17 protein-coding genes are annotated in these 18,129 nt (G+C 61.4%); 6 read left to right on the top strand and 11 right to left on the bottom strand.

What is annotated here, in order from left to right:
* Positions 1 to 41: 41 nt before the first annotated feature.
* The 3 genes from AC1RRC_RS19490 to AC1RRC_RS19480 all read right to left on the bottom strand — a co-directional run bounded on the left by AC1RRC_RS19490 (position 42) and on the right by AC1RRC_RS19480 (position 5,642).
* A complete protein-coding gene (locus AC1RRC_RS19490) occupies positions 42 to 353 on the bottom strand; it encodes a cell division protein ZapA (RefSeq protein WP_493057181.1) in 312 nt (103 codons plus the stop codon).
* The gene (locus AC1RRC_RS19485; protein WP_493057180.1) at positions 350 to 583 is read right to left on the bottom strand and encodes a hypothetical protein; all 234 of its coding nucleotides are present in this window, start codon (positions 581 to 583) and stop codon (positions 350 to 352) included. Before AC1RRC_RS19485 ends, AC1RRC_RS19490 begins: the two co-directional genes overlap by 4 nt.
* A gap of 157 nt (positions 584 to 740) precedes the next feature.
* On the bottom strand, positions 741 to 5,642 hold the full coding sequence (locus AC1RRC_RS19480) for a beta strand repeat-containing protein (protein WP_493057179.1): 4,902 nt from the start codon (positions 5,640 to 5,642) through the stop codon (positions 741 to 743).
* 141 nt (positions 5,643 to 5,783) lie between these two features.
* On the opposite strand from AC1RRC_RS19480, the gene AC1RRC_RS19475 reads away from it, so the two are divergent.
* The 5 genes from AC1RRC_RS19475 (at position 5,784) to AC1RRC_RS19455 (ending at position 10,721) form a co-directional block, all read left to right on the top strand.
* On the top strand, positions 5,784 to 6,464 hold the full coding sequence (locus AC1RRC_RS19475; protein WP_493057178.1) for a response regulator transcription factor: 681 nt from the start codon (positions 5,784 to 5,786) through the stop codon (positions 6,462 to 6,464).
* Positions 6,461 to 7,885, top strand: a complete 1,425-nt coding sequence (locus tag AC1RRC_RS19470) for a sensor histidine kinase (protein ID WP_493057177.1) — start codon at positions 6,461 to 6,463, stop codon at positions 7,883 to 7,885. Before AC1RRC_RS19475 ends, AC1RRC_RS19470 begins: the two co-directional genes overlap by 4 nt.
* 166 nt (positions 7,886 to 8,051) lie before the next feature.
* Complete coding sequence (gene groES / locus AC1RRC_RS19465) at positions 8,052 to 8,342, top strand: co-chaperone GroES (protein WP_056393686.1); 291 nt, start codon at positions 8,052 to 8,054, stop codon at positions 8,340 to 8,342.
* A 51-nt stretch (positions 8,343 to 8,393) separates the two neighbouring features.
* Positions 8,394 to 10,040 (top strand): chaperonin GroEL, encoded by a 1,647-nt coding sequence (gene groL, locus AC1RRC_RS19460; protein ID WP_493057176.1) that lies wholly within the window; start codon positions 8,394 to 8,396, stop codon positions 10,038 to 10,040.
* Positions 10,041 to 10,178: 138 nt separating this feature from the next.
* Positions 10,179 to 10,721: a hypothetical protein gene (locus AC1RRC_RS19455; protein ID WP_493057175.1), complete on the top strand. Its 543-nt coding sequence runs from the start codon at positions 10,179 to 10,181 to the stop codon at positions 10,719 to 10,721.
* 63 nt (positions 10,722 to 10,784) lie between these two features.
* On the opposite strand, the gene AC1RRC_RS19450 is transcribed toward AC1RRC_RS19455, so the two are convergent.
* Together AC1RRC_RS19450 and AC1RRC_RS19445 are read right to left on the bottom strand one after the other, a co-directional pair.
* On the bottom strand, positions 10,785 to 12,023 hold the full coding sequence (locus AC1RRC_RS19450; RefSeq protein ID WP_493057174.1) for an MFS transporter: 1,239 nt from the start codon (positions 12,021 to 12,023) through the stop codon (positions 10,785 to 10,787).
* 9 nt (positions 12,024 to 12,032) lie between these two features.
* Positions 12,033 to 12,569: a PadR family transcriptional regulator gene (locus tag AC1RRC_RS19445; protein ID WP_493057173.1), complete on the bottom strand. Its 537-nt coding sequence runs from the start codon at positions 12,567 to 12,569 to the stop codon at positions 12,033 to 12,035.
* Positions 12,570 to 12,699: 130 nt separating this feature from the next.
* Between AC1RRC_RS19445 and AC1RRC_RS19440 the strand changes: the two genes are divergently transcribed.
* Positions 12,700 to 13,440, top strand: coding sequence for a hypothetical protein (locus tag AC1RRC_RS19440; protein ID WP_493057172.1), 741 nt, complete (start codon positions 12,700 to 12,702; stop codon positions 13,438 to 13,440).
* Positions 13,441 to 13,445: 5 nt separating this feature from the next.
* On the opposite strand, the gene AC1RRC_RS19435 is transcribed toward AC1RRC_RS19440, so the two are convergent.
* From AC1RRC_RS19435 to AC1RRC_RS19410, 6 genes are all read right to left on the bottom strand, one after another.
* On the bottom strand, positions 13,446 to 13,847 hold the full coding sequence (locus AC1RRC_RS19435; RefSeq protein ID WP_493057171.1) for a nuclear transport factor 2 family protein: 402 nt from the start codon (positions 13,845 to 13,847) through the stop codon (positions 13,446 to 13,448).
* Between the two features lie 89 nt (positions 13,848 to 13,936).
* Positions 13,937 to 14,308 carry a hypothetical protein gene (locus AC1RRC_RS19430; RefSeq protein WP_493057170.1) on the bottom strand — a complete coding sequence of 124 codons (372 nt, stop codon included), beginning with the start codon at positions 14,306 to 14,308 and terminating at the stop codon, positions 13,937 to 13,939.
* A gap of 9 nt (positions 14,309 to 14,317) precedes the next feature.
* Positions 14,318 to 14,905, bottom strand: coding sequence for a GNAT family N-acetyltransferase (locus tag AC1RRC_RS19425; RefSeq protein ID WP_493057169.1), 588 nt, complete (start codon positions 14,903 to 14,905; stop codon positions 14,318 to 14,320).
* Positions 14,889 to 15,494 (bottom strand): MSMEG_1061 family FMN-dependent PPOX-type flavoprotein, encoded by a 606-nt coding sequence (locus tag AC1RRC_RS19420; RefSeq protein WP_493057168.1) that lies wholly within the window; start codon positions 15,492 to 15,494, stop codon positions 14,889 to 14,891. Before AC1RRC_RS19420 ends, AC1RRC_RS19425 begins: the two co-directional genes overlap by 17 nt.
* A gap of 125 nt (positions 15,495 to 15,619) precedes the next feature.
* Positions 15,620 to 16,060 (bottom strand): hypothetical protein, encoded by a 441-nt coding sequence (locus AC1RRC_RS19415; RefSeq protein ID WP_493057167.1) that lies wholly within the window; start codon positions 16,058 to 16,060, stop codon positions 15,620 to 15,622.
* 14 nt (positions 16,061 to 16,074) lie between these two features.
* Complete coding sequence (locus AC1RRC_RS19410; protein WP_493057166.1) at positions 16,075 to 17,946, bottom strand: glucokinase; 1,872 nt, start codon at positions 17,944 to 17,946, stop codon at positions 16,075 to 16,077.
* Positions 17,947 to 18,129 lie beyond the last annotated feature (183 nt).

The following is an 18,129-nucleotide window of genomic DNA, read 5'->3' as shown; positions in this document are numbered from 1 at the left end:
TTTACTCCTCCTTGCGTGTTCGGGAAAGAGGAAAAACGCGATCAGAACAGAATTTCTTGCGGCGTCAGTGCACTGTCGAGCACTTTATGCATGGCCGCGATCTTTTCCTGTACTTCCAGCATGGACATGGCCGACAGCGGGCCCGATGGCGCTTTGGACGACAGGAATTCCGCCGCCATGCTGAGCGCGGCCATCACGGCGATGCGGTCGTTACCTTTGACTTTACCTGCGTCGCGGATACCCGTCATCTTCTTGTCGAGGAAGGCTGCCGCCTCGCGCAGCGCACGCTCTTCCTCATCCTTGCACGCCAGCCGGTATGGCAGGCCCATGATGGTCACGTCAATCTGGATCACTGGGGTTCACCCTGGGGTTGCGGCGCGGCTTCGGCCGGATCGGGCGGAATTTGTTCCAACAATGCCGATACCCGGCGCGACGCCTCCGCCAGGCGCAACTGGTAAGCATGCGCCTCCGCCGCCAACGCCACATTACGCTGGCGCAGTTCCGCGTTTTCGCGGCGCAGCGCCATCGTCATTTCGGCCAGTTGGTCGATCTTATCGGAAAGTTCTTGGAATTCTGAAATCATCCCGCCACTATAGGACGCCTTGCAAAGCCGCGTCAACCGTCACACGTGCATGACGCGCATATTCGAACCTTCATTCGAATAACTAAGCAAAATGATAATGGAAAATGCACCACCCCGCCGGGGCGGGATGGTGCACCGTTCAACCGCAGCTGGTGATTTAGCTGCTGACGCCGACCAGCGCGACCCCGGCGGCGCCGCCGGTAATCGATGCCTGCAGCAGATCGGCGAACGTGTGCAGCCGGTCCACGGTCCACACCGACGCCATGTCATACGGGCTGCCGCCCTTGTCCGCCTGCGCGATCAAGTCCGCAAACGCCAGCGCGGCGACCTGTTTGCCGGAAGCGTCCACCAGGTCCAGTTCACTGAAACTGCCTTTCGCATAATCCTCGACCGTGAATTGTGCATACGACTTGCCGCCGCTGACGTAATTGATGACGAGGTTGCTGCCATCGATGTTCGCCTTCACATCCGCGGCGCTCATGGTCACGTTCGAGAACAGTTTGTTGGCGGTGAACTTCAGCACCTCGCCGCTGCCCGAGGTGTCATGGATCACGTCCTTGCCGTCGCCCATCGACATCACATAGGTATCCTTGCCGGCGCCGCCATGCAAGTCGTCATTGCCCATGCCGCTATACATGGTGTCGTCGCCCGCACCGCCCCACAGGCGGTTATTGCCCGCATATTTGTAACCCAGCGTATAGGCCAGGAAACCGGCGATGAAGAAGTCCGCGCCCTTGAACTCGGACAGGTGGGTATCGATGCCCAGGTATTTGCCCAGCCAGTTGATACCGCTGCCGCTGGCGTTCGATGCGGTCTTCAGCGCATCGCCCAGCCAGTCCACGGACGTGCCCAGGGCGCTGCCCACGTCCACGTCGGCCACATAATTCACGCCGCTGGTGACGCCATCGATCGCGGTGTTCAGGCCGGACTTGCCTTCCTTGAGGGCGGTCTTCAACGGCGAGGCGATGTCGAAGTCCGCCGACGACAGGCCGGTGGCGCCGGTAATCGCCGATACCGCCGAGTTGCCCGCATCGCTCATGCCGTCCACCAGCTTGCCGGCATTGGCCGTGGCCTTCGCCAGTTCCGACTTCATCGAAGCGGCAATGCCATTCCAGCCCTTGCTGATTTCATCGGTCATCGTGGTGTTCAGATACTGGGTAATGGCGTCAAAACCTTTGCCCGCATCGGTCCATGCCGCGTTCAAGGTATTGGCATTGCCGACCAGCAGATGGTCGATCACGCCCCAGCCCATGCCCATCATGATGTCATTGCCATTGCCGCCGCCCACATAGGTGCCGGCATTGGTGGCGAAGATGGTGTCGTTGCCGTCGCCGCCAACGATCACATTGCCCACCAGGTTCAGCTTCGACAAGTCGCCCTTGGCCAGCGCGTTGTATTGCGAACGGATGAAGTTCGCGTTCATGGCCGCGCCGACCCAGTCGCCTGCGGATTCATAGTCGTTCTCCACCAGCGCTTCGGCCGCGTTGAACACCGTGATTTCCGCCAGGCCGATGATGGTGTCATTGCCCGCGCCACCCACCGCGATATTGTTCTGGCCCGACGAGACGATCAGGTCGCTACCCGCGCCGCCCATGCCGATGGTGGTGGTGCCAGCCAGGATCATGGTGTCGTTGCCGTCGCCGGCGTGCACGAAGTTCATGCCGGTGTCGATGTTGACCTTGGTGCTGCTGGTGGTCTGCGACTTGTCCGAACCTTCGATGGCCTGGGTGGTGGTGCTGCTGTACGACAGCTTGCTGCCCGCGTTCACGACCACCAGGAAGTCATTGCCGCTGTCGGCCAGCACCACGTTGTGGTCGCCATAGACCACGGCCGTGTCGTTGCCCGCGCCGGTCCAGCCCACGTTCAGCTGCACGCTGCCGGTGGTGTTGCTGGTGGTGGTTTGCTGCGAACCTTCCGGCTGCGTGGTGGTGGTCTTGGTGTTGGAGCCGCCATACGACACCATCACCAGCACGTCCTTGCCGCCGCCGCTGATGACGCCATTGTCGACGCCGACCGTGGTGATGACGTTGTTGCCGTCACCGGCCACCACCAGGTTGCCGTTGGCATTGACCGACTTCGCGGCCGAGCCGAACGCCAGCGCGGTCAGCACATCGTCACCGCCGCCGCCCTCGATGATGTTGGCCTTGCCCAGCGCCGTCACCACGTTGTTGCCCTCGCCCGCCACGATCACGTCATAGGTGCCGATTGCCGTCACCACGTCGTTGCCCGCACCGCTGACGATGCCGGCCTTGCTGCCGACCGACGTCACCACGTCGTTCGACGCGCCAGTCACGATCAGGTTGTTGACGCCCAGCGCGGTGGCCGTGGTGGGGGCGCTGCCGCCCACCAGCACATTGTTCTTGCCAAACGCCGTCATGGTGTCGCGGCCGGTTTGCGTCGATGCCGCGCCGGACAGGCCTGCTTGCGACACCAGGTCGGTGGCGGCCACGCCGGCCGCGATGGAATCGACCAGGCCGACCGCGGTGGCGCCAACTTCCAGGTAATTACCAGACACCAGCAGGTTGTTCGCGCCCGCAGCGGTAATCGCATCGGCGCCCGCATCGCCCCACAGCACGTTGCGCGCGCCGATGGCGGTGATGACGTCATTGCCGGTACCGCTCCACACCACGTTGTTGGCGCCGATGGTGGTGGCCACGTCATTGCCGCCGCCGGTATACACCACGTTGGTCGAGCCGATGCCCGTCACCACGTCGTTGCCGGCCGTGTTGGCCAGCGTATTGCCGATGAACGTGGTCACGGCCTTGGTGGCGCCGCCCGCAGCGCTGCCCAGCTTGGCCGTGACATCGGCCACGCCTTCGCCCAGGCCCGTCACGAGGACGTTGTTGGAACCGGCCGCCGTCACCACGTTGCTGCCTGCCGTGTTGACGACGATGTTGTTGGCGCCGATCGCGGTGGTGATGTTGTCGCCGCCGTTGGCCAGCACGATGTTGTTGCCGCCCGCCGCCGTCACGATATCCTTGCCGGCGCCGGTGTAAATCACATTGTTGCCGCCTACGGCCACCACGGTGTCGGCGCCGGCGCCGCTATTGATGGCGGCGGTCAGCTTGGCGGTGGCATTGGTCACGGCCTTGGCCGCGTCCTTGCTTGGCATGACGTCGGCCAGCACTTTGCCGAGGCCGCCGGTGGCGGCCTTGACCATGCCGCCCAGTTCCGTCAGCACCACGTTGGCGCCGCCGACCGCGACGGTGGTGTTGCCGCCGATCGCGGTGGCGATCAGGTTGCCCGCGCCCAGGCCCAGCGTGGTGTTGCCGCTGCCATTGGCGATGACGATATTGTTCATGCCGACCGCAGCCTGCAGGTTGCCGCCCTGGTTGCTGATCAGCGCATTGGTGTTGCCCAGCGCGCCGATCTTGTTGTTCGCACCGCCGGTGTAGACAATGTTGACCGCGCCGCCCGCGACCACGGTGCTGCCGCCGCCGCCATCGACGATGACGTTGGCGCCGCCGCCGGCGATGATGGTGTCGTTGCCGTCATTGGCGTTGACGCCGTTGCCGCCGCCCAGCGCCAGCACGGTGTCGTTGCCATCGGCGGCATTAACCACGTTCAGGCCACCGATTGCCGTGACACTGTCGTTGCCTGCGCCGCTGTTGATGACATTCGAGCCGCCCTTGGCGTCAACCTGGTCGGCGCCATTGCCGGTGGTGACCACGTTGGACGCCGCCCCCACGCTCACATTGTTGTTGCCGTTGCCGACATTGATGACATTCGATGCCGCTTTGGCGACCACACGGTCGGCGCCGTCGCCGGCGTTGAGCACATTGCTGGCGCCGTTCAGGGTCACATTATTGGCGCCATGGCCGGCATTGATCTCGTTGGAGACGCCGTCAGCCGTGATGGTGTCGTCGTGGCCGCCAGCCGTGATCTTGTTGCGGCCGCCTTCAGCGTTGATGGTGTTGTTGCCGTCGCCGGCATTGATCTGGTTGTTCGCGGCCTTGACGGTAATGCGGTCCGCCCCGCCATTGGTATTGATGACGTTGCTCGCTCCATCCGCGGTGACGGTATCGTCCCAGTTGCCGGTGTTGATGACGTTCGACGCGCCGCCGGCGGTCACCGTGTTGTTGCCGTGGCCCGCATCGACGGTGTTGGCGCCGCCGTTGACCGTGAAGTTGTCATGGCCGTCGCCGTAGGCGGTGACTTTATTGTTGCCGCCGTTGGCGACCACGGTGTTGTTGCCGTCGCCGACATTGATCTGGTTGTTGGCGGCATTGACCGTGACGCGGTCATGGCCGCCGGCCGTGTTGATGATGTTGTTGACGCCATCGGCCGTCACGTTGTCGTCCCAGTTGCCGGTGCTGATGTTGTTCGACGCGCCGCCGGCATACACGGTGTTGTTCCCGTGGTCCGCATTGACGACGTTGGAGCCGCCTTTGACGGTGATGTTGTCATGGCCGTCGCCGGTGGTGGTGACCTTGTTGGAACCGCCGTTGGCGACCACGGTGTTGTTGCCGCCGCGCAGTTCGATATCGTTCCAGCCACCGTTGGCGGTGACGTTGTCGTTGCCGTTGCCGCCGTCGATCTCGTTGTAGGCCGAATTGACCGACAAGGTGTTGTTGCCTTCGCCCAGGTCGACGTCGGCTGCCGCGCCGGCGGCCACGGTGATATTGTCGTCGCCGCTACCGCCCGAGACCTTATTATAGATACCGACGTCAATCCGGATCGTATCGTTGCCGTTGCCGCCGTCCACCACGTTGTAGCCGCCCACCTTGATGGTCAGCGTGTCGTTGCCGTCGTCGCCGTAGATATTGTTGTAGGCGCCCGCAGTGACGCTGATATTGTCGTTGCCGCCATCGCCATGAATGATGTTGGCGCCAAGGGAACTGGCGGTGTAACCATTGTCGCCGTTGCCCAGGCTCTTCTTGGTATAGCCCAGTTCGGTAATTTTCTTGGCAGCGGCGGCCATGTCCTTGCCGACTTCCTCAAAGGCGCTGCCGATGCTGTTGAAGTCGTTGCCCATGTCCTTGACGGCATCCCCGACCTTGTCCACCACCTTTGCGATGGGTTTTACGACGTTTTTATTAATCCAGCTACCCAAGCCCATTGTTGTCTTCCTTTCCGAAGGTTTTAATACACTTGCATTAAAACAATCGAAAATGACAAGTAGCATTACAAGAAGATTACAGCTTTGTAATTTTTACCGGGTCACGTTGACGCCCCTCCCCCGCAACCGGACAATGTCGCAATGAAAGCCCTATTAATAGAAGATGAACAGCGCATCGCCAGCTTTGTCTGCGCCGGACTGCGCGAACACGGCTTCCTGGTCGACCACTGCGACGATGGCAACCAGGGCTACGACTGCGCGCTGAGCCGCGATTACGACGTGGTGCTGCTCGACATCATGCTGCCCGGCCGCGACGGCCTGTCGATCCTGAAAGCCATGCGCCGCGAAGGGCGCGACACGCCCGTGATCCTGCTGACCGCCCGCAATGAACTGGACGACCGCCTGCAAGGCTTGAACCTGGGCGCCGACGATTACCTGGCCAAGCCGTTTTATGTGGAAGAGTTACTGGCCCGCATCCACGCCCTGCTGCGCCGGGTCAGCGGCGAACGGCAAAACATGCTGGCCGTCGGCCCGGTGCGGCTGGACCGGCTGAGCCGCGTGGCCGAAGTCGATGGCCGTTCGGTCGAGCTGACCAGCCGCGAATTCAATTTAATGGAATACCTGATGCGCTCGCCGGGGCGCGTCTACACCCGCACGCAAATCCTCGAACACGTGTGGGGCTACGATTTCGAGCCGCAGACCAATATGGTCGACGTCTGCATCCAGCGGTTGCGCAAAAAGCTGGAATTGCCGGACGACGTGGCGATTGAAGCGGTGCGCGGTGTCGGCTACCGGCTGCGCAAGCCGGAAGGCGCGGCGTGACCGGAGCCGCGCGCGGCAGCCGGCTGGTCGCGCGCCTGCTGGCGCGCTGGCCGCAATTGCGCTCGTTCCGCCTGCGCATCGCGCTGGTCTCCACGGTCATCGCGCTGGTCGCCATCACCGCGCTGTACGCCTCGACCGGCTACATCATCGTGCACCGGCGCGCCGGCATCATCGACCGCATGCTGGCCGCCCAGCTCTCCGGCCCGCTGTTCCAGCTGCAATTGCAAGCGCCCTGGTCCGCCATCGATGCGCACGTCAACGCCAGTTTCAGCGGTTTCGCTCCGAAGGAATCCACCGAGGGCTTTGCCATCCTGCGCGTGCACCATGCGCAGGCGGGTGAACTGTACCGCAGCAGCGACTGGCCGCTGGAATTGACGCCCGGGCGGCTGCCGTCGCCGGCGCAAGGCTTGCAAACCCTGGAAAGCGTTGACCGCAGCTGGCGCGTTGGCGTGGTGGTCAACGGACCGGTCACGGTGTGGATCGGCGTCAACCGCAGCCTGTCCAATGTGCAGCTGCGCGCCACGTTCGGGCGATTCGCCGGCGCGCTGGTCATCATGGTGGCCCTGATCGGCATCCTGTCCTGGTATCTGGCGGGGGGCGCGATGCGTCCCGTGGAGCGGCTGACCCGCGTGATGGTGCGCATCAATGCCATGGACCTGGACCGGCGCGTGTCGACCCAGCAGGAAGACCGCGAATTCGCCGAACTGATCGCCGTGTTCAACGCCATGCTGGACCGGCTGCAGCGCAGCTACCAGCAAGCCGTGCGGTTTTCCGGCGACGCGGCGCATGAATTAAAAACCCCGCTGACGATCTTGCAGGGCGAGCTGGAGCGCAGCTTTGCCCGCGCCGCCAGCGACCCCGTGCTGGAACAGGGCCTGGCCAACATGCTCGACGAAGTGCGCCGCCTCGACTCGATTGTCCGCAAATTGCTGTTGCTGGCGCGGGCCGACGCGGGCCAGCTGCACATTCCGATGGCGCGTGTGAACCTCGGCCCGCAGCTGGAAGAACTGGCGGAAGATATCAGCCTGATGGACGACAGCCGCGCAGTGCGGCTGGACCTGCCGGCGCAGCTGGTGGTCAATGGCGATGCCGAATTACTGGGCCAGGTTTTGCACAACCTTGTCAGCAATGCCATCAAATATGGCACGGCGGGCGGCTGGATCGCACTGGCCGCCCGCACCGAAGGTCAATATTGGCAAATTGACATTTCCAATGCGTCGGATGGCATTGCCGCCGAGCATTGGGACCGTTTATTCGACCGCTTTTACCGCGCCGACCAGGCCCACAACCGCCGTGTTTCCGGCGTGGGACTGGGTTTGTCGCTGGCGCGCGACATCGCCCGCGCCCATGGCGGCGCGCTGGAATTGGCCGACCCTGGCCCCGGAAAAGTGTGCTTCCGCCTGACCTTGCCGACCGCATAAACAAAATACTTTTGTCATCGCGCCTTGAAATACCAAAACACCATCCCTATAATTGGCACTCGTTAGCCGAGAGTGCTAACAAGAATTTTGGGAACAGGGCCAGGCGCGTGCGCCGGCCACGGTTCCAAAAGCACCAAATCCATTGCCCTATCTAAAGGAGTTTTGTATGAATCTGCGTCCATTGCACGACCGCGTAATCGTTAAGCGTCTCGACCAGGAAACCAAGACCGCATCCGGTCTGATCATCCCTGATGCTGCCGCTGAAAAACCAGACCAGGGCGAAGTCCTGGCCGTGGGCAACGGCAAAGTGCTGGACGACGGCAAAGTACGTCCGCTGGAAGTGAAAGTGGGCGACCGCGTTCTGTTCGGCAAATACTCGGGCCAGGCTGTCAAAGTGGACGGCGATGAGCTGCTGGTAATGCGCGAAGAAGACATCATGGCTGTTGTCAATAAGTAATTAATTTACTTATACAACCCCCACATACTGAACTGAACACTGGAGAAACACATGGCAGCTAAAGACGTAGTATTCGGCGACGCAGCGCGCGCCAAGATGGTTGAAGGCGTTAACATCCTGGCCAACGCCGTTAAAGTCACCCTGGGCCCGAAAGGCCGCAACGTGGTGCTGGAGCGTTCGTTCGGCGCCCCAACCGTCACCAAAGACGGTGTATCGGTCGCGAAAGAGATCGAACTGAAAGACAAGCTGCAAAACATGGGCGCGCAAATGGTGAAGGAAGTTGCTTCCAAAACCAGCGACAACGCCGGTGACGGTACCACCACCGCAACCGTGCTGGCCCAGGCCATCGTGCGCGAAGGCATGAAGTTCGTTGCCGCCGGCATGAACCCAATGGACCTGAAGCGCGGTATCGACAAAGCGGTTGCTGCCACCGTTGAGCAGATCGCTACCCTGGCCCGTCCATGCACCACCACCAAGGAAATCGCCCAGGTTGGCGCGATCTCGGCCAACTCCGACTTCTCGATCGGCGAGCGTATCGCTGAAGCGATGGAAAAAGTCGGCAAGGAAGGCGTCATCACCGTGGAAGACGGCAAGTCGCTGAACGACGAGCTGGATATCGTTGAAGGTATGCAGTTCGACCGCGGCTACCTGTCGCCATACTTCATCAACAACCAAGAGAAACAAGTTGCAATCCTGGACAATCCATTCGTCCTGCTGTGCGACAAGAAAATCTCGAACATCCGTGACCTGCTGCCAGCCCTGGAGCAAGTAGCGAAAGCCGGCCGTCCACTGCTGATCATCGCCGAAGACATCGAAGGCGAAGCACTGGCGACCCTGGTGGTCAACAACATCCGCGGCATCCTGAAAACCTGCGCAGTGAAGGCACCTGGCTTCGGCGACCGCCGCAAAGCCATGCTGGAAGACATCGCCATCCTGACCGGCGGCCAGGTTGTTGCTGAAGAAGTCGGCCTGACCCTGGACAAAGTCACCCTGGCGGAACTGGGCCAAGCCAAGCGCATCGAAATCGGCAAAGAAAACACCATCGTGATCGATGGCGCCGGCGAAGCGTCGAACATCCAGGCGCGCGTTAAACAGATCCGCGTGCAGATCGAAGAAGCGACCTCGGACTACGACCGTGAAAAACTGCAAGAGCGCGTAGCCAAGCTGGCTGGTGGTGTTGCCGTGATCAAGGTTGGCGCTGCCACCGAAGTCGAAATGAAAGAAAAGAAAGCACGCGTTGAAGACGCGCTGCACGCGACCCGCGCTGCCGTGGAAGAAGGCATTGTGCCAGGCGGCGGCGTTGCCCTGCTGCGTGCCCGTGCTGCGATCAGCAACCTGAAAGGCGACAACCCGGACCAGGACGCAGGTATCAAGATCGTTCTGCGCGCCATGGAAGAGCCACTGCGCATGATCGTTCAAAACGCCGGCGAAGAATCGTCCGTCGTGGTGAACGCAGTGCTGGCCGGTTCCGGCAACTACGGCTACAACGCCGCCAACGGCACCTACGGCGACATGGTGGAAATGGGCGTTCTGGACCCAGCCAAAGTGACCCGTTCGGCCCTGCAAAACGCAGCGTCCGTGGCCAGCCTGATGCTGACCACCGACTGCATGGTGGCTGAAGTGGTGGAAGACAAGCCAGCCGGCGGCCACGGTATGGGCGGCATGGGTGGCATGGGCGGCATGGACGGCATGATGTAATAGCCGTCTAGCTTCCAAGCTGACAAAGCCTGCAAGGTTCGCCTTGCAGGCTTTTTTAATTTCAGCCCTGGATGCCGGGCCTTCAGGCCGGGCATCCACATGTTAGTATGCCCCCACCCTTAGCTAACAGGTTTTCCCATGGCAGCACGCAAGAATTCATCGACCTCCGCCGCAATTGCCGGCACCCTGGCCGGGCTGTTGGCCGCCGGGTTACTGGGGTATTACCTGTACTGGAACAAGCAGCCGGAACCGCAGGAGCGCCCCGCGCCCATGGCGGCCGTGCTGGCCGACGCGATGCAGGCCTCGGTCGCCGCCCAGGCCGCGGCCCACGCCACCCCGGCCCGCAAAGGTTCGCTGAGCCGTGACCAGGCGGTGGCCACCCTGATGGCCTTGCCGGAATTGCAGGCGTGGTCGAAGCAGATTGAAAAAGCATCCGGTGGCAAGGCGCACGGCGCCATCATGGAATACGACGACCAGTTGCGCGAACATGGCGGCAAGCGCTATTACCAGCTGAGCTTTATTGAAAACAGCGACGACGCGGCCCAGCGCTGGGAAAGTTTCCTGGTCGGCCAGTCCGATGGCGACATCCTGGTCGATGACGATATCGATGGCACGGTCTTGAGCCTGGCGCAGTGGCGCGAAACAAAAAAGCCGCTGCAACGCAGCGGCCCGGGCACTTAACATCTGAAAAACAGCGGTCAGCGAATACCGTAGGGCGGCATTGTCACTGCCGCCCTACGGGACTCAGGCAACTCCTTTAGCTGGCTGCGCGGCCGGCATGCCCTGTACCCTCCCCACCCACAGCAACGTCACCACCGACAACCCCGCCGCCACCCACCCGATCGTGCCATACCCTTCGATACGGCCCGCCGCGTCGGTCGACAGCATCAATCCCCCCAGCATGGCGCCGCAACCGGTGCCGATCTGCATCAGCGCCGCATTCGCACTGAGGAAGGCGCCACGGCGCGACGGATGCGGCACGGTGGTCAGTAGCGCCTGCAACGGTATGCCGCGCCCCGACACCACCATCATGAACAGCGGGAACAGCAGCACCAGTCCCCACAGCGGCCAGTGCGGCAAGTGCGTCAGCATCAGCATCGGCACGACGGCGAAGCCGGCCAGGCAGCGGTACACGTGGTGTTTGCCGGCGCGGTCCGACCAGGCGCCGATCACACGGGCCGACACCAGGGTCGCCAGGCCACCGGCCAGGTAGACCCACGTGACCTCGGCCGGCTTGACGCCATAGTTCGCCACCAGCACCGGCGAGATGAATGGGATGATCAACATGCCCGACACCATGTTCACGCCCGACAGCGCAAACGCCTTCAAATGCGCCGGCACACGGAACATGCCCACCAGTTCCGGCAATACTTGCGACAGTGGCGTCGGCACGGCCTTCAAATGGCCGGTCAGCGAAGGCAGCACGCTGGCCGCCACGAACCAGATCGGCACGGAAAACAGCACCAGCAAATAAAACGCGGTAGCCCAGCCGAAATGCGCCGACAGCATGACGCCGGCCGGCACCCCTGCCACGGCGGCCAGGCTGAAGGACGTCATCACGATGCCCGTCGCGGCGCCGCGGCGGTTCGGCGGCACCAGGTCGCTGATGATAGCCATGCCGATCGCGCCCAGCACGCCACCGCTCAGCCCGGCAAACGCGCGGGACAGCACCAGCACGTGGAAGTTCGGCGCCATGGCGCACGCCAGGTTGGACAGCGAAAACAGCGCGAACATCACCAGCATCAGGCGCTTGCGGTCAAAGCGGTCAATGTACGCCATGGCCAGCAAGCCGGAAGCACCGGCGCACCACGAATAGATCGACACGGCGCCCGACACCTTGGCGGGGCCAATCTGGAACGCCGCCATCATTTGCGGCGCCAGCGGCATCATGACCATGAAGTCCATGATGACGGTGAACTGGATCAGCGCCAGCAGCCACAGGATGATGCGCTCGCGCGCGGGAGTGAGTTCAGTGGTAGACATGGACCTCCTTTAATCGAGTGCATTGATATCGGCGGCGGCTTTGCGCAGGATAGCGCGGATCGCCTCGAGCCGTGTTTCCGTGACGGAGCCATCGCGTGCGCGGCCGATGACGGCTTCCTTCAGCGCATGCATCAAGGTGCGCAAATCCCCGCCCCCCTCGGCCGGCTCCGACAGCCGCGCCAGCACGGCATCGACCATTTGCCGGTTGTCATCGAGGAAGGCTTGCCCTTCCGGTGTGATCGTGTGCAGCTTTTTCGCGCCTTCATGGGAAATCGAGACGTGCCCCATGTCATACAGCATGGCCATCAGCGGATAGATCGCACCCGGGCTGGGCGTATAGCTGCCGCCGGTGCGGGTTTCCAGCTCCTTGATGATTTCATAGCCATGGCGGGGCTTTTCCGAAATCAATTGCAGGACGACGTAGCGCATGGCGCCGGAATCAAACATTTTCGGACCGCGCCCGCCTCCGCCGCGGTGATGGCCGAAAAAGCCATGGCCGTGCATGTGGGGATGGAAATGGCGGTGTCCTTTGAACAAGTGGAACATGGAAAGTCTCCATAAGATATATCGAAGTAAGATATATCTTAAACTATTTCATTCCTGTTTCAAGGACTTTTTTTCACTTTCTTCAGCTTGCCGTATCATGGTGATGATTCCACGCATGCTTTGATAACCGATGTTCAAGAAATTGCTCGCCCTGCTGGGTTTCAAGTCCACGCCGGCTGCCGCCGATAGTGGCGCGCCCACGCCTGCCCAGAATGGTCCGGCAAGCGCCGCCGCGCCCAGCGGGTGGACGCCCGCCCCCATCGCGCCCTATGCGCGCGAAGACCTGAACCTGGTCTACAACTTGCTGTTCTGCGACGACGCGGCACTGTTCAAGACCACCGATGACGCCACCCGCTCGTTGTTTGCCGATGGCACGGAACCAACCGTGGTGCGCGCCATTGCGGACGACCGCGACGAAGAAAGCCGCGTACGCATGCTGGCGTATAACTGGCTGCATGAAAACGCGCAGCCGGTGCCGCCGAAAGAAACCCTGGGCGTGGTGATCGAAGTGCCACTGGAACAGGGCCTCGACGTGCTGGCCGCCTATGCCGACGGCACGGTGCGCTACATCAACCACATGGGTTCGATCAGCGTGTATGAAAGCCACCCGGCGGAAATCGCCGCTCAAGCCAAGGAAATCGTGGAAACCGCGCAGGGCATGGTGAAACAGCAGCCGGTCGGCACCCGCCGCCGCCAGGCGCCGCCCACCCTGGGCGACGTGCGGCTGACGGCGCTGGTGTCCGATGGCCTGTATGTGGGTCAGGGCGCGTTTGAAGCAATTGCCACCGGCAAGCAGACCGCGCCCGTGCTGCAGGGCGCGCAGAAGCTGCTGGATCTGATCGTGCGCCAGGGGCGGCCGAAAGCGGATTAATAACGTTAATGGGCGACGCCGGACGGATCGTTCTGTTCAGGCGTCTCGGTATGGGCGGAAGCTACCCACCGGCCATCCTTCTTGACCCAGGTGGTGGTGTCATACACGACCATTTCATGGCGCTTGCCATCCATGGTGAACGATTGCTTTGCCTTGTAGGAAGCGATCGCCACTTCCGGGACAGGAAAAATGACCCGCTCGTCGAAGAATTCAAATGACGTAATGCGCGCAGTGTCCGATTGCGCCATCTCGCGGTATTCCTCCGGCTTGAAGTAATGAATACCGTGCGCGCCGGCAGCGCTGGATTGCTCATCCAGAAGAGACACAGCGGTATCGACATCCATGTCCACCATGGATTGCCAGAACTTGCGTTCCAGACTCATGATTTCAGCTTGCGTAGTCATCATGCACCTCTCGCTTGTGAAAAAGAGGAACGTAGCATGACGAGAATTTAAGCAGCGCCCGCCTGTGTGAAGAGTCCGACGTCGCCGCGATCTTATTCGTACTCGCGAATCTTGGTGGCCAGGAACGAAACGATATCCGACGGAATGCTTGTCCCATAGGTCAACAGCAGCTGAAGTATCTTCTCAATGTCAGGCTTCCCGTCGGCATGCAGCACCGGCGCCGCCTTATATTTCGATTTTGAAAAACTCTCCCCATCATCGACTTCATCGTGAACAAAGCCGCGTTCCGGTTTCCAGGTCAGTGCCCGTTCCCTGCGGCCTTTGTCATACGTGAATTGAAATCCCACGGGGATGCCGGACTCGCCACACCAGACGAATAGATCCAGTGTCGGCGAAGTAAACCACCGGCGGTGTGGTTCGCCGGGAAATTGGCGGACCTCAGGTATTTCGCGAAGCTTGGTCATCGTTAAATTTCAGGTATCAGGAATTACATACGGCAGCGAGCGGGTACGGAACAGTCCATGGCGCTTCTCGGAGAAATGCAAGGTCAACTCAACCAGTGTCCCCATTTGCGCGGACTGGGACAACCCGGAAACGTGAAAGCCCGCTTGCAGCTTGGCGATGATGACAGGGTTGTTCAGTACCGAGTGCTGTGACCGCATGGCCACCGCGCCATTGGCGCTGGCGTGGTCCCGCATGGCTGCCAGCAGCAATGAATAGATGCCCTTGCGCCGATGAGACGGCACCACGCCGCTATTGGCCATGTAGAAGACGTTACCCCGCTCCATCCAGCCGCACGACCATCCTATCAATTCTTCTCCCAGGTAAGCGCCAAGGCGATACATCGGCGGGTGGGCCAGGCCACCGGCGGCGCTGGCGGAGGCTTCCTCGGCAAGGATAGACGCAAGCTCGTCCGATGGCCGCTGGACGTCTGCGAAGACCACCCGGCTCAGCCGTGCAAAGTCGGGCTCAGGGAACTTCTCGACTTGACGAATGAGGATCGAATTCACGCTTAACGCCCGCTTGATGGAAGGCTCAGGCCACTCAGAGGTCAGGTGCATAGCGCATGGCCATCGCCTCCCGCGTTTCTGCGGGAGCGTCAATGCCGGTCTGATCGCTGATCATTTCCGAAGCGGAGGGAAGCGCCGAGCGGTCGACGAAGGAATCAGGCTCCCACAGCCTGGAACGCATGAATGCCTTGGCACAATGAAGGTAAGCAGCCTCCACCGATACCCGAACCACGAGCTTCGGCGCGCGCCGCTCGGTGGTGCAAGCGGCAATGTCTTCCGCAGTCATGGAAAGGATGGCCGATCCATTGACCCGCAGCGTTTCGTCAACGCCTGGGATCATGAACAGCAGTCCGACTTTCCGAGTGGAGACGATGTTTTCGAAGGAATCGAGCCGATTGTTGCCCGGCGAGTCTGGAATGAGCAAGGCGCCGCAGTCACTGACCTTGACGAATCCCGGCTCCCCTCCGCGGGGAGAAGCGTCCATGTTGTGCTCGTTATCAGACGTGGCAAGGATCAGAAAGGGCGACAGCGCAATGAACCGCTTGCAGTGGACGTCCAGATGCGGGATCTGCTTCTTGACTGCACGGTCCTTGGGTTCGGAATATAGCTGGCGCAATGCAGTGAGGGAATTGATGGTCATTGGATGAGGGCTATTAAGGTGCTTTGCGCAGCAGGACGTCAACCAAACTAGCATTAAGGAGTGGGCCGCCCCTTCATAACATGATCGACTACTTCGCTGCCGGCACGGCCGACTCGTGTGTCATGTCAGGACAGCGCGAGAACCGAATGTATGATCTTGTAGCCTAGCGTGCGGGCACTGGGCGAATCATAATAGGCAGAGATCTGCGCATATCCACGACTTGAAATGACATAGCCTGAAATAGAACGATATTCCGCATTGGCGCGCTCTGGATCAATTTCAGTTAGCTCATAGGTGAGGCGGGTGATAACGCCGCCCCGATCAATTTGCTCGTCGCTCCGATTATCGCTTGCACTGTTCAGTATCGCGTTAAGTTGTTGATCAACGGTAAGCTGATTATCGTTATTCCACACATTAATCCAGAACGTCAGCTCGGGTCTCCAAAGCACCAGGCTTCCGTCTTCGATACGGCGATTGAACTCTTCGGGCAATGAGACACGCCAACCGGTCGTCATAAGATAGTCCCCCGACACCACGGGGAAGTCAGGATGCAAATCAGCCGTCACAGCGTCTATTCCCTTTACAAATCCAGGTGCGAAATCAGCAAGCGCCGGCTATCCTGCACATCCCCCGCCTTGTGCTCCAGCACCAGCGACGCATTTTGCTCGTCGAGCGAAATCCCCACCGACAGGATGTCGATCAGCAGCAATTGCAGGATGCGGGAAATCATCGACAGGAAGGTCGAACTGTCTTCGCTATGATCGACCGCCAGGCACACGGTGGCTTTCTTGGCCAAGGCGGACTGGCTGGTGGTAATGGCGATCACGTCCGCGCCTGCGGCGCGGGCCGCGTCCACGGCCTCCAGCAATTCCGGCAACTTGCCGGAATTGGAAATCGCAATCACCACGTCGCCCGGTTTCAGCAACTCGGCCGCCAGGGTGAACAGGTGCGAATCGCCGTAGGCTGCGGTCGGGATGCGGAAGCGGAAGAATTTGTGCTGGCCGTCCAGCGCCACCACGCGTGAATTGCCCATCGCGTAAAACTCGATGCGCTTGGCTTTCGCCACCAGGGCAATTGCCTTGTCCAGCGAGCGCACGTCGAGCTGGTCGCGGAATTTCAAGATCGCCGACACGGTGTTGTCGATGACTTTCGCGCTCAGGTCGTGCGTGCTGTCGGACACCCGCACCTGGCTGTGGCGCACGGGAATCGCGCCGGTCAGGCTGCTGGCGAATTTGAGTTTGAAGTCGGCCAGGCCGGAAAAACCCATCGAGCGGCAGAAGCGGATCACGGTCGGCTGCGACACGTCGGCCAGGCGCGCGATGTCGGCAATCGGTTCGTTCAGCACCAGGCGCGGCTGCTCGATCACCAGGTGCGCGACGCGCTGCTCGGCCGGCGTCAATTCATGCTGCAAATGCTGCACGCGCTCCATCAGGGTATTGGCGCCGCTGCGGCCACGCAGGTGCTCGGACAAGATCGTCGCCACGCCATAGAACGCCGGGTTCGGCGTGGTGATGACATAGGTCGGGATTTCCGCCAGGTAGCTGGTGAAACGGCCCTTGGCTTCGAAGCGCGCGCGGAATGGGGATTGGGCGAACCATTCGCCCATGCGCGGCACGATACCGCCGCCGATAAAGATGCCGCCAAACGCGCCCAAGGTCACGGCCAGGTTGGCGCTGGCGCCGCCCAGCATGGCGCAGAAGCATTCCAGCACTTCCATGCACAGCGGGTCTTTGTCGGTCAGCGCGCCGGACATGATTTCCTGCGCATTCAAGTCGCGCACGTTGCGGCCGTTGCGCTTGGCCAGCGCCTTGTAGATGATTTCCATGCCGGGGCCGGAAATCAAACGCTCGGTCGAGACGTGCGGCCAGGTTTGCCAGGCATATTGCAGGATCGCGATTTCACGCTCGTCGGCCGGCGCGAAGTTGGTGTGACCACCTTCAGAACCCAGCGTGACGAAGCCGTCCACGGTCGGGATCACGCCCGACACGCCAAGGCCGGTACCCGGTCCCAGCACGCCGATCACGGAATTGCTGGCCGGCTTGCCGCTGCCCACCTGCATCAGGTCAGCAGGTTTGAGGCCCGGCAGGGACATCGCCAGCGCGGTAAAGTCATTGACCACCAGCAGCGTATGCAAGCCAAGGATACGGCGCACTTCGTCGGTGGAGAATTCCCAGTCGCGGTTGGTCATGCGGACGTAGTCGCCGCTGACCGGGTTGGCCACCGCCAGCGCCGCGTGGTTCAGGGTGATGCCCTGGTGGTCGGCCAGGTAAGTGCGCAGCAGCGGCACGATCCCGGTGAAATCGTCGCACTTCAGGACGCGTACGGCGCGGAACTCGGATGGCCCCGTCTGGAGAGCAAAACGCGCATGGGTGGCCCCGATATCGGCCAGCAGGCGCGGACCGTCGGCAAACGCGGTGCGGCTTGTTTTTTGGTCAGCTTCAGCTTGTTTCATCGTCTCGATTAGTTCTCATGCCGGGAATGCCCTTGAAGCCGGCAAGGATACCCGATTTATACGGCGGACAACATAGGGGTGCGGCATGAAGCCCCACGCCCCTCGCAAATCATCACGCGACCTACCTGGCGTAGGGCGGTTTCCACGCCAGTGGAAGCCGCCATGCATGCAGCCCGGTGTTGC

Source organism: Pseudoduganella sp. GW821-FHT12E03 (assembly GCF_058807115.1).
Note: the sequence above shows the minus strand (reverse complement) of the source record. Positions and strands in the feature narration are given on the sequence as shown.